General features: G+C 41.1%; 10 protein-coding genes. 2 read left to right on the top strand and 8 right to left on the bottom strand.

The annotated features are described in order from the left end of the window. Window positions 1-23: 23 nt before the first annotated feature. Window positions 24-761 carry an RNA methyltransferase gene (locus NSQ79_RS01310; protein ID WP_049553983.1) on the bottom strand — a complete coding sequence of 246 codons (738 nt, stop codon included), beginning with the start codon at window positions 759-761 and terminating at the stop codon, window positions 24-26. Window positions 762-863: 102 nt separating this feature from the next. Here NSQ79_RS01310 and NSQ79_RS01305 point away from each other — a divergent pair, with 102 nt between their 5' ends. Next, a complete protein-coding gene (locus NSQ79_RS01305; RefSeq protein ID WP_013990023.1) occupies window positions 864-1,142 on the top strand; it encodes an acylphosphatase in 279 nt (92 codons plus the stop codon). Between the two features lie 86 nt (window positions 1,143-1,228). Further along, a complete protein-coding gene (gene yidC, locus NSQ79_RS01300; protein WP_002883649.1) occupies window positions 1,229-2,146 on the top strand; it encodes a membrane protein insertase YidC in 918 nt (305 codons plus the stop codon). A 167-nt stretch (window positions 2,147-2,313) separates the two neighbouring features. On the opposite strand, the gene greA is transcribed toward yidC, so the two are convergent. The 7 genes from greA to NSQ79_RS01265 form a co-directional block, all read right to left on the bottom strand. Beyond that, window positions 2,314-2,796: a transcription elongation factor GreA gene (gene greA / locus NSQ79_RS01295; protein ID WP_002883697.1), complete on the bottom strand. Its 483-nt coding sequence runs from the start codon at window positions 2,794-2,796 to the stop codon at window positions 2,314-2,316. A gap of 84 nt (window positions 2,797-2,880) precedes the next feature. Next, the gene (gene mltG, locus NSQ79_RS01290) at window positions 2,881-4,857 is read right to left on the bottom strand and encodes an endolytic transglycosylase MltG (RefSeq protein ID WP_049553984.1); all 1,977 of its coding nucleotides are present in this window, start codon (window positions 4,855-4,857) and stop codon (window positions 2,881-2,883) included. A gap of 96 nt (window positions 4,858-4,953) precedes the next feature. Continuing rightward, window positions 4,954-5,448, bottom strand: a complete 495-nt coding sequence (locus NSQ79_RS01285) for a GNAT family N-acetyltransferase (RefSeq protein ID WP_013990021.1) — start codon at window positions 5,446-5,448, stop codon at window positions 4,954-4,956. Window positions 5,449-5,507: 59 nt separating this feature from the next. Continuing rightward, on the bottom strand, window positions 5,508-6,836 hold the full coding sequence (murC, locus tag NSQ79_RS01280; protein ID WP_014633623.1) for a UDP-N-acetylmuramate--L-alanine ligase: 1,329 nt from the start codon (window positions 6,834-6,836) through the stop codon (window positions 5,508-5,510). Between the two features lie 26 nt (window positions 6,837-6,862). After that, on the bottom strand, window positions 6,863-7,579 hold the full coding sequence (locus NSQ79_RS01275) for a hypothetical protein (RefSeq protein ID WP_045769241.1): 717 nt from the start codon (window positions 7,577-7,579) through the stop codon (window positions 6,863-6,865). Window positions 7,580-7,734: 155 nt separating this feature from the next. Continuing rightward, window positions 7,735-10,830, bottom strand: coding sequence for a DEAD/DEAH box helicase (locus tag NSQ79_RS01270; protein ID WP_175062538.1), 3,096 nt, complete (start codon window positions 10,828-10,830; stop codon window positions 7,735-7,737). A gap of 108 nt (window positions 10,831-10,938) precedes the next feature. Then, window positions 10,939-12,942, bottom strand: coding sequence for a cell division site-positioning protein MapZ family protein (locus tag NSQ79_RS01265; RefSeq protein WP_175061018.1), 2,004 nt, complete (start codon window positions 12,940-12,942; stop codon window positions 10,939-10,941).

Here is a 12,942-nt window from a genome sequence, read left to right as displayed (position 1 = left end):
TCTCCTAAAATCATCCTTGAGACCTAGAGACTAAACATGAGAATTCCTGCTGCCACAGCAACATTCAGACTCTCCGCCTGACCTGGCATGCTAATATGTACAAGTTGATCAGCAGACTCAGCCATTTCCTGACTAATTCCTTGACCTTCATTTCCCATCACTAAGGCAAAATTACCATCTGTCTTAACTGCTTTATAGTCAACCGAGACATCTGAGAGAGTCGTTGCCAAGACGGGTACCCCTTGCTTTCTGCAAGCCTCAACCATGTCAAGAATAGGTCCACGATAGATTGGAAGATGGAAATGACTTCCCTGCATAGAACGCAAGGTCTTCTGATTATAAATATCAGCTGATCTGTCTGACAAAAAAACTCCATCGTAACCTGCGGCATCCGCTGTGCGAATCATTGTTCCTACATTGCCAGGATCCTGAACATCCTCCAAGAGAAGGTACTTACCTGAGAGAGACTCTGGCAAGGCTTGAGATTGTTTAGCAACTTCTGCCACAATCCCTTGGGGGGTCTGAGTTTCACAGAGCTCCTTGAGCACCTCTGGACTAACCAACTTCACCTTAGCCATATTAGCCACACAATCAGCCATTTCCTCAAGCACGAAAACTTGAAGAATCTCAGCACCACTTGCCTTTGCTTCCTCAAAAAGATGCCATCCTTCTAAAAGATAACTAGTTTTACGGTGCTTGCGCTGCAATAATTTTCTAGCAGACTTAATGCTAGCATTTTGCTTTGATTGAATGATTTCCATACACTCATTATAGCAGAAATTCCTTGATAAATCTTGGACTTGACCGACTTTATAGCAAGGATTATACTAAAAGAAAGAGCTTTCAAAAGGAGGTCGTGGATCATGCAAAAAGTACGATTATTAGTCTCAGGAAGAGTCCAAGGTGTTGGTTTTCGTTATTCAACCTATGCTCTAGCACTAGATATTGGAGATATATACGGTCGGGTTTGGAATAATGACGACGGAACTGTTGAAATCCTAGCTCAGTCAGACAATCCTGCTAAGTTAGCTAAATTTATTCAAGAAGTTCGAAAAGGACCTTCAAAATGGTCTAAAGTAACCTATGTCGATGTGACCATGGCAAACTTCTCAAATTACAGCGATTTTCGGATGGCTAATTAAGAGGAAGCCACCGTTTTTAGCTTGTTCTCTTTCTTAAAAAAAGGTAAAATAGACAAGTATAACTAAAAAACAAAAGGAATGATATTGTGAATAAAAATCAAAAACGTCTAGCCCTGATGGGGCTTGCTGCCAGCATGCTTTTCTTCCTATCAGGATGTGTGAGCCTTGATAAGTCTGGTAATCCTACTGGTTGGGTCTGGAACCTCCTTGGTCGCCCTATGAGCCACGTCATCACCTACTTCGCTGATAATCTTGGTCTCGGCTTTGGTCTTGGTATTATCTTTGTTACCATCATTGTTCGTTTGATTATCTTGCCACTTGGTCTTCACCAATCTCGTAGCGCAGCCTACCAATCAGCAAAACGTGAGTACCTTGCGCCTATCTTGGAACCAATCAACGAACGTTTGCGTAACGCCGAAACTCAAGAGGAAAAAATGGCTGCCCAGTCTGAACTCATGCAAGCTCAGCGTGAAAACGGTCTAAGCTTGATGGGTGGTGTCGGCTGTCTTCCTCTATTGATTCAGTTCCCATTCTTCTCAGCACTCTACTACGCAGCACGTTACACTCCTGGTGTACTCCAAGATAACTTCCTCTGGTTTAACCTTGGTCACCGTGACTTCCCATTGATTATCATCATCGCAGCTCTTTACTACTTCCAATCTTGGTTGTCTATTCAACAAGTTCCTGAAGAGCAACGTAAACAAATGGCAGCGACGATGTACAGTATGCCAATCATGATGATTTTCTTTGGTATTAGCTCACCTGCAGCCGTAATCCTCTACTGGTTCGTTGGTGGTATCTTCTCTATTATCCAACAGTTGATTACCAACTACATCATCAAACCTCGCTTGAAAGAAAAAGTTGCTGAAGAGTTCAAAAAGAACCCTCCAAAAGCACCTCGTACTACACCAATCAAGCGTAAAGATGTAACACCAAAAAATACTCAAGCAATTGCAAGTAAACCAAAGAAAAACCGTAATGCCGGTAAGCAAAATCGTAAATAAGCTACAAAGCACTCTTGGCAAATGCCAAGAGTGCTTTTCTTATAGATTAATTCAGACCAGCCTAACTCCTAATAGCGCCGGTAAGCAAAAAGGGAGTGAGACAGAACAACTGTTTTGTCTCACTCCCACTAGTTTCAAATATTGGACACCTTAATGCCAACAGTCACTTAGGCTGTTTTTTCTACACTAAGGATTTCTACAGAGTAGCTACCTGCTGGTGATTCGATAGCGACTTTGTCGCCAACTTTCTTACCAATCAAGGCTTGAGCAATTGGGCTTTCATTTGAAATTTTACCTGAGAAGATATCAGCACCGGCTGCACCAACGATATGATAAGTATCTTTGTCGTTTGTACCAACTTCTTGAACAACAACTGTTTTACCAATTGCAACCTCGTCATTAGCAACAGCATCACTATCAACGATTTCTGCATAACGAATTTTTGTTTCAAGAATCTGAATTTGTCCTTCAACAAAGGCTTGCTCGTCTTTGGCTGCTTCATACTCAGAGTTTTCTGAAAGGTCACCATAAGAACGTGCAATCTTAATACGTTCTACAACTTCTGGACGACGGACGAGTTTGTACTCCTCCAATTCCGCTTCAAGTTGTTCTTTCTCTGCTTGTGTCATTACATATGTTTTTTCTGCCATTTTTTTCTCTTTTCTATTTTTTGAGCCGTTGGCTGTATCATCAAAACCACTATTCGTTTGCTTGATTTTAATGAACCAATCAGACTATTTATCTTTTAGTTTACTGTTAATGTAAGTTTCAACGTTATGCTGATGCTCTTCATAGCTTTCAGCAAAATAGACATTACCAGTGGTTACATCTGCCACAAAGTACATGTACTTGGTAGATGATGGATTGATAACCGCTTCAATCGCAGACAGACTAGGACTATCCACAGGACCTGGTATCAACCCCTTATGAACATAATCATTATAAGGGGAGTCAATGTTTGTGTCAATAGTTGCATCTTCTTTCAAGGTCGTTTCCTGACCTAGTTTTCCAAGAGCATAAAGAACTGCGATATTACTTTGTAGAGCCATGTCTGAGTTTAGACGATTATAGAAGACGCTAGCAATATTTTTACGGTCGTCATCTGTAGCTCCTTCTTTTTCAACAAGAGAAGCTAGGGTCAAAATCTCATTAACATTGTGTCCACTAGATGAAATCGTCGCATAGTAAGGTGATAGGTAGGTATCCATCGTTGACAACATTTCCTCTGCCAAAGACTCCACCGTCGTATCATCATGAATGTTATAAGTCGCTGGGAACAGATAACCCTCTAGGACATACTTAGCATCCGTAGAATTTGGAAGGTTTGCCAACAAGGTTGGGTACTTCGCTTTCATCTTTGTAATGAAAGCATCATCCTTCATCAATTTCAAGAAATCTTTCGCCTTAAGTCCAGTTGATGATTTTTTGCCTTTTTTAGCTGAAGAATTAACTTCAACTGCCTTGGCAATTTGATCAATGGTATATCCTTCTTTGACTAAGACCGTACCAAGAGATGGCTCCTGAGGTTTATCACTTCCTTTTTTCTGAAGTGCCTCAATAATTTCATCCATGGTCATGCTAGCCTGAAGGTTGTAGTAACCACTTTTCAGATTTGAGATGTTTTTAAACTTGGTATAGTAATTAAAGACCTTACCAGACTTAATAACACCAGCTGATTCCAAGAGTTGGCCGATATAACTGCTACCTGAATTTTCAGGAATTTCAACACTAACAAACTTAGTTGAATTAACATCTTTTGCGCCAACAGCATCACTAACATAGCGATAACCAAAGAATGTAGCTACTGACAAGATAAGTAGCAAGAAGATGATAATGTTTCTTGCAATTTTACCAGCACGACGGTTATTTTTATTGCGTTTGTGATTTCGGTTAGAACGTAAAATCGGCTCTTCGTCGACAATGTCAGCCTGTTTACCATCTTTTGGCGAAGACTTTTTCTTCTTCACTTTCTTGCCTTTCTTTTTCTTAGGTTTTCCAGAGGGTTCTAGAGAAATACTCTCATCATCCTCATTACCATCAGCTACTAGCTCTGATTGAACCTTTTCTTGCGACGCTTGGTCACTTGTTGCATGATGTTCCTGCAAGAATGCTTCTTTTTGACGTTCTGAGGTCAATTTGGCCTCCAATTCTTTAGGATCTGTATAAATAGCTTCGTTAGACTTAGCTTCAATGAGCTCCTTGGCAACATCTGCAGGAATATACTCCTCTTCAGATGCTTCGTTAAGGCTAGTTTCCCAAACTGGACGTTTAAAACGACGTTTCGACGTTTCAGTCTCCTGAGGAATATTTACCTTTGTCTCCTCCTCAATTGGCTCTTTAGGAATAGACGCTAGGTTTGAATGAGCATCAGATACTAAAGACTCCTCTTGAGAATCTGAAAACAAGCCAAGACTATCTTGTTGAGAATCTTGGGCTGTCTCAGAAGTCATAGATTTAGCAAAGGCACTGTGTGAAACAGAATGTGAACTAAAATCTTGGTTACTTACTTTATTAGACGCTGAATCACTACGAGTTGTAGCGCTCTCAGCTGACGTTGAAAGTGGTGTCTCGGGCATAGTTGCACTTTTATTATGCTCCTCCTCACGAAGAGAACGGAGCCGTGTCGCTTCTTGTAAGTCTCGGAGAATCTGATCTTTGAAGCTTAGGCTATCTTCAGAAGCTTCCGAGTGTTCATTAAACTTGTCCGTCAAGGCATACCTCCTCTATAGTAACAAACGCCATTATATCTTAAAAAGTCAGTTAATGCAAATCAATTGGTCCTTTGTCACAGTAACGTAACACTGAAATCAATGGGTTTCTGGGTTCTCCCAGACCATATTATACCAAGAGCTTCCACCATGCTTTGATTCTGATTCTCCCTCATCAGTAAAACCATTCATCTCATAGTAGGCAATCAAGTAATCATGACAAGTCAAGCTAATACCTTGGCGTTTTTGAGCAATAGCCAGATCTTTAAGCGCTGCAATCAAGGCTGTTCCAATACCTTGCCCTTTAAAATCTTTGGAGATAGACAAACTAGTAACTGCAATAAAACCTCCTTGACTAGCATTAGGAGCCACCTTATGGAACAGGTCATCTGTGAGATAACGTTCCGCAATCACAGGTCCTTCGATGTAACCAACTACAACGCCATCAATTTCAGCAATTAGAAAGGTATCACAAATCGTCTCTAAACGCTCTGCAATAGCCTCTGGAGTTGCAGCCTCTTCAGGCGAAAAATTTTCTTGTTCGATACGAACAACATCAGCCCAATCATCCTTTCGGGCATGTCGAATAAGCATATCAAATTCCTTTCTATTAAGAGAAAGAGCTGAGCGAAATCGCTACAGCCCTTAATATATTACATGTGTGTTTGCAAGCTTGCTAGGAGCTCTTCAAACGAGCGTTCGTAAAGTTGGATATCTCCAGCTCCCATAAAGACATAGACAGCATTGTCATGGTCAAGGAGAGGTGAGACATTTTCAACTGTAACCACTTTGGCAGGTTTATTGATCTTAGCAGCAAGATCTTCAACCTTAACATCACCATGGTCAACCTCACGCGCTGAACCGTAAATTTGTGCCAAATAAACAGCATCTGCTTCGTTCAAAGCTTCAGCAAATTCATCAAGAAGGGCGATGGTACGTGTGAAGGTATGTGGTTGGAAAATAGCAACAATCTCTTTAGATGGGTACTTTTGACGTGCTGCATCAAGCGTTGCAATAATTTCAGTTGGATGGTGGGCAAAGTCATCGATGACAACAGTACCACTGATAATTTTCTCTGTGAAACGGCGTTTAACACCTGAGAAGGTTTTAAGGTGTTCCGCAACCAAGCCCATGTCAAAACCGGCTACATAGAGGTTCCCAATAACCGCAGTTGCATTCAAGATATTGTGACGACCATAGGCTGGCACATGGAATTCTCCAAGGATTTGTCCATCATGTTTCACCTTAAAATTAGACCCTGTCGTTGTACGCACAATGTCTGTTGCTATAAAGTCATCATTTTCTTCGAAACCATAGTAATAGATTGGCGCATTGGCTGTAATCTTACGAAGGTGTGGATCCTCACCGTAAACAAAGAGTCCTTTTTGCACTTGCTTAGCATAGTCATCAAAGGCAGAGAACACATCATCGATACTTGTAAAGTAATCAGGATGGTCAAAGTCAATGTTAGTGATGATTGAGTATGCTGGGTGGTATGGCATGAAATGACGTTCATATTCATCAGACTCAAAGACAAAGTATTGCGCATTAGCAGAACCTCGCCCAGTTCCGTCACCAATAAGATATGACGTGTCTGTGATATTTTTCATAACATGTGACAAGAGACCTGTTGTAGAAGTCTTACCATGTGCACCTGCCACACCAAAGCTAGTGAATTGATCCATGAAGTGACCCAAGAACTCGTGGTAACGCTTAAAGCTGTAGCCATTTTTAATCGCATAAGCAACTTCAACGTTGTTATCTTCACGAAAGGCATTTCCAGCAATCAATTCAACATCTTCTGTGATGTTTTTTTCATCGAAAGGAAGAATAGGGATACCTGCTTGCTCAAGACCACGTTGAGTGAAGTAATATTTTTCCACATCTGAACCTTGAACCTTGTGTCCCATTTGGTGGAGCATCAAAGCCAAAGCTGACATACCAGATCCTTTAATTCCAATAAAATGATAAGTTTTTGACATAGTTTCTCCTTACAATCGCACTGCGATTAGTTTGCGTCTTCTAAATGCGTCAAATTTAATTCTTGAGCAACTCGGTGTTCACGGTAAGTTTGACGTTCTGGGTAATTATAAACCTGGCTACGTTTCAAGAAGTCATAGCTATTTTTCTTGACGTTCTTACGAGATGGGTTACTAGGCTGTTGATAGGTTGGGGCCACTTCTGCCAAGATGTAAGAATCTTGTTGCAGACGATTTGCCAAGTGATGGATCTTTGAGTGCTTCCCATTAGGTGCTAAAGTTCGCTTGATAGCACTTACAGGAGCTCCCAAGATAGAAGCTGTCACTGGTCCTTTATCCGTTGTTACAGCAGCTGGTTCAACAGTAGCCTCAAAGCTTGGTTTAGCTTCTACCTTAGGCTTAGTAGTCAGTTGACGGCTATTAGTATGCTTGGTTTGTTGAACTTCTTGGCGGAGGAATTTTTGGCGTTTCTCACGTACATCACGCTTAGCCTTTTCACGGGCTTCCTCAGCATAAGTCATGCCAGCTTCTTGTGTCTCCACTCGTTTTGGAGCCTGCTTACGATTGCTAGGCTTAGCTGACAAGAAATCATAGTTCGGCAACAAATCATTGTAGTCCTTATCTTGGTAAGGGCCACGGATATTTGTGATTAAATCTTCATTTTCGTATAGGCGCATAGAGACCGGTTCTTGCAAGCAAGGTTCCCCGTCTGGAATCAGCGGAAATTGTCGTCTTTGGCGATGCATAAAAGACTTCCTTTCATTTTCGAGATGATGCGTATCTTAATATAAATAATCGGGAATGGGAAGATACGTCTTGCAATATTCTATTATAACCTAATTCAAAAGATTTGCCTAGTAGCATTTTCACCTCTTAGTATTCCAATATCAAATATAACAAATTAAGATATTGCAATACCAAGAATTTCTTTAATATCCTCAACGGTCATGCTGGCACGGCTTTCATTGCCATCCAAGACGGTTGTTACCAGGTTTTTCTTGCCTTCTTGAAGCTCAAGAATTTTCTCTTCAATAGTCCCTCTTGTAATCAAACGGTAAACTTCGACATTTTGTTCCTGACCTATACGATGCGCACGACTAATAGCCTGCATTTCTACCGCTGGATTCCACCAAAGGTCAATCAGAATAACCGTATCAGCACCAGTTAGATTCAGTCCCACTCCTCCTGCTTTCAGAGAAATCAAAAAGGCATCTCGACTTCCTTGATTGAAGGCTCTGGTCATCTCCTGACGACTATCAGATGGTGTTGACCCTGTTAGCTTATATGAGGAAATTCCTAATTCTTGTAAGAGCCCCTCTGTAATATCTAACATCCCACGAAATTGTGAAAAGATAAGGACACGATGGTCTGACTCCTTAATTTGGCTAAGCAACTCTCTAAGGCTATCTAATTTTCCGCTATCTCCCGCATAGTCCATAAAGAGAGCTGGGGTATCACAGATTTGTCGTAAGCGGGTAATTCCTGACAAGATTTCCACCTTACGACGGTTGATTTCCTGATCACTTGCCGAAATTAATCCTTGTTGCATCTGTTGCAATTGTGCTAAATAGATAGCCTTTTGAGCATCTGACAATTCACTTTGATGAGTGATTTCAATCAAATCTGGGAGATCAGGAAGGACCTCCTCTTTTTTACGTCTTAGAATAAAGGGGGAAATATACCTAGCCACTTCCTTAGGTGTTAACTTAAGAAACGTTTTCTTAGCTGGTAAAAGTCCTGGTAGAATAATCTGGAAAATAGACCAAATCTCCAACAAATGATTTTCAATAGGCGTTCCAGATAGTGCTAAGCAATGTGGAACAGAAAAATCACGTAGATATTGGGCAATCTTTGTCTGTGTATTCTTCATGACCTGAGCCTCATCGAGAATGAGATAGTCATATTTACCAGCCTTGTAGGCATCAAAATCCTGACGGAAGGAAGCGTAGCTTGTAATAATAATCTGGTGGTCTTCAGCAATGATGTCATCACGTTTTGGCTTGAGTCCATAAGAAACCGCTACATCTAACTGAGGGGCAAACTTTTTAAACTCATCCTGCCAATTGTAAATCAGGCTTGATGGTGACAAAACCAAAACTCGTTGTCCTTCTTCTAAATGTGCAGAGAGATAGGCAATAGTTTGCAAAGTTTTCCCCAACCCCATATCATCGGCCAAGATACCGCCAAAACCATAGTGATGCAACATCGATAGCCACTGAACACCTCTTTCCTGGTAGGGACGAAGGCCAGCTTCTACCTTATAGGTTGGCAAATCAAAGGTCTCTGGCTTACTCAAATGTTGCGTTAAGAGTTGGAAATCTTTTGAAAAACGAACAGAATCACTTTCTGAAAGAGCATCCATCAATTGATAGGCAGTTAATTGATTGAGTTCTAGGTGACCTTTTCCTGAGTAACGAGCTCTTAGAGTTTTGAGACTCTCACTAATACGATGCGTCGCTTCGTCAAAAACAATCAACTGACCACTACGATTGATAAAATAGGGCGAGCTTTCCATCAAGGCTGCTAAAGCATGATCCACATCTTCGTCGTCAAGACTTGAAAAATCAAAGGAAATATCTAATAAATTTCCCTGACGCTCTACCTGAACCTGTGGACTCTGCTCAACCCGTAAGTCACGTAACTCCTGTCCAATCAGAGCCGTTCCTGCATTTTCAAAATCTGGTAGAGTATTTGTAAAGAAATCATAGAGCTCTTGACTGCTACTTAATCGTTTAGATGACTGAAAATCAGGGGTGAATCCATGCTTAGACATCAAACGAAAAACAGCCTGCTCATGACGATAGTTACTGGTAAATCCTAAATGACTCAACTCTTGGCGATCATGTACCAAGAAACCATCAAAATCAAAGGCTAATGTAAGAATAATCTCACTGTCACCTTTCAGATCAAAGCGAAATCTCGGTGTGAAATCCTTGATATTAAAAGCTTTTGGTGCCTTAACTGGCCCCATAGTCCTAAAATCAAAAAGACTAGCAGCCAAGATGGCTTGTTCATCGAGATTAAAGCTGACGTGCTTATTCAAATCGCTTCCGATTGGAAGAGAGCGTAAGCCAACCAAAAGTTTTTGTTGTTTTCGATTCAGACGATAAAAAACACCTTGATAAAAGAGAATACGATTATTAAAAAAGGCCTGACTATTCTTCTCAGCGACAGTCAATTCAATCATCTTAGGCTCGACACAAATATCAAACGAGAAGAGCTGAGCATCAGCAGTCAAATCCTCGACCAAAAGTTGGCGATATTCGGTTCCTTCCCATTCAAACCTAAAGCCATCCAAATCTTGCATCCGTCTCAAACCTTCCTCAAAAAAACCGTAAGGGAGACAAAGGTGACGTGCATTATTCGGTAAAATAAAGTCTAAATTAGTCTTGGCTTCATCTGGAATCATCCGTCCTAGGAAGTCTAAAAATGCCTGTGAAGCCTGGTCAAATTGAATAAGTGATAGGGGTTCATAGTAGTTCTTACCTATCTGATAATAACCTTCAGCCTCTACAAGTTTGAGGAAGGCAGGAATATCTCGAATAACATAAGAACGTTCATCTGGTAAGCGACGTAAACGTATACTCCACCAAATCTCTGAACCAAAGGTAGATTCCTCTCCCTCTACCATCAAGCTATATCTAACGGTATCATCTTCATTCAGGGAAAGCCCTTCTAAAAATAAACCACCAAAAGAGTGACCTCGCTCTTGGCCTTGAGAGGATTCTTGTTCCTCTTCCAGTTCTGCCAAGAGACGCTGGCCTTCTTTATCATTTTTTAGATAATACTCAACCGCTGCCAAATGGGGACAATAGCCTTTTTGAGCGAAATAATCACAGTCACACGTGATTTCAGAATCATTGAGTGCATAAATTAAATGATGTTGGTCAACTGTTGTATCCAACTGAGTTTCTGAGACCTGATGAATGGTAATGAGATCCTTTTCAAAAAGTTCAATACCCTCATTACGGACTCTACCCGGCATCAATTTTGCCATAGTATTCACCCCTATCTTATCCCTCTATTATAGCACAAAATCCTTATAAACTAGGCCTTCACCAAGATAAAACAAAAAACACTCCCGAAGGAGTGTCGCAGATTATTATTAATAATCAAGTTTATCTGAGTGACCTGAACCATTACCAACATAATAACCTGTCTTACAGTTGATACTGAAGAGGTAAGTTCCATCTGGAAGGTACAAGTTGTAGTAACCATTACCATTGATGATGTTAACTGGTTCAAGGATGAAGTTATCTCCTGAGAAGTAACCACGTGAGTGTGATGTTTCAATAATCTTATCAAGAACACCATCAGCCCAAGTCCAAGCTGGGTTACTTGTATCTGCTACTACGTTTGCATTATAAGGCACACGTGAGCGGTCACGTTGAAGGATTGATGGGTTATAATTTGTGATTCCGCGTGTTACAACTGTTGAAGCTGCAGCTGAGCCACCAGTAGTTCCTCCAGTCGCACCAGCTAAACCTGTTGAACCTGCTGAGTTAGCTGCTCCATTTTGCGCTCCAGATGTATTTGATGCAGCCGCACCACCACCAGTAGAAGCTGCTCCAGACGTGTTATCACCTGAAGGTGCAGCAGGACTAGCAGTATTGGCGCTATCAGCAGCTGTCGCTGCAGATGTTGCGCTCGCAGCCTTAGCTTTTTCTTCAAGCTGAGTCTTACCACCCTTAATCGCTTCTTGGATAGTGCTATCAAGACTCGCATTTCCAGTTGTTGTTACACTTTCTGGCAGATTATTAAAGTTGGCATCGGATTTAACAGCGATAGAGGCATTATAGCTACCATCTACCAGAGCATCTGACTCAAACTGACTGTTAATCTTTTGTACAGCTTCAATTTGTTTCTTCAAGTTATCATATTTTTTCTTAGCTGCATCATAATACTTGGTTTTCTCCAATTTCTTGAGCAGTTTTTCCAAATCTGATAGCTTACCAAATTGATCATTAGCGAGTTTTGTTTGCTCATCATCTGTGAAGAAATTCTTATACATTTCTTCGAAGGCCTTATTATCAGCAGCTGCCGTGTCCTTGCTTGATGTTGACGTCACTGCTGAAGAAGCTGTGCTTGTTGTTTTTGCCGATTGGCTATGTGTTCCTTTATAAAGAGCATAGCTACCACCAATAATAGCTAAAGCAAGAACTGCTAGAGCACCGATAACAACACCTTTACGACGGTAAACTGGAATATCACCATCAAAGGCACTCTTATGCGATGGTGAAATAGACTCTGAAGAGATTCTGTCTTCTGCAGATGGGCGATTAACTGCCATAGACACTTTTGGTGTTGTCTTTTCTTCGTCAGCTTTTGCTCCAGTTACCCCTGCCACTGTTGAGGCAATAGCCGCCAAATCGATAGTGTCTGAGATAGCAACATCATCCAACAATGGTTTTGAAGCTTGCGGCTCAGTATCGTCAACATTGGCAACAACAGGATTTTGTGGTTCTGGATCATCGATGTTAGCAATCAAAGGATTGTTATCATCAATATTATCTACCAATGCATCGTTATAGGCTGGCGCTGGCTGATTAGTTGAAGTAGCTGAATCTGCTAGTGCATCACCCAGGTCAAATTTTTCTGTTTCTGACGTGATGAAACGATCAGCATTCGTTGACGTAATGATGACTTCAGAACTTTGACTTTCTGGTTCTGCAATAACCTCAGGTTCAACAGGAGCATTCGGCAACTGCTTGTCAATATGAGATTGAGTTTCATCAACCTTGTTATCTGTAGCACCAAAACCAAATGTGACTGGTGTTACTTCTTCAGTAGCTACTGTTGAGTTGATTGACTCATTAGCCATTGATTGACCAATCAAACCTGAATCCGCAAACTCCTGACGTTGCTTTTGAATAAAAGCATCCAAAGGTGATGTGTCGCCATCAGCTTCAATTTTCTTTGAAAATTTTTGTGAGGCAACTTCTTCGCGGTGTTGCTTGATATACTTATCCAAAATGCTATCTGTTTCTGTTACACCAGCATTAATCTCAGCTTCTTTGCGGACAGCCTCACCGACTGTCATTTCCTTGGCATCTTGGAAATCTAGCTCTTGGCTACCTTCATAGCCATTTTGTGTTTTATCTTCTGACAC

The organism is Streptococcus sp. FSL W7-1342, assembly GCF_037966635.1.
GTDB lineage: Bacteria > Bacillota > Bacilli > Lactobacillales > Streptococcaceae > Streptococcus > Streptococcus salivarius_D.
Note: the sequence above shows the minus strand (reverse complement) of the source record. Positions and strands in the feature narration are given on the sequence as shown.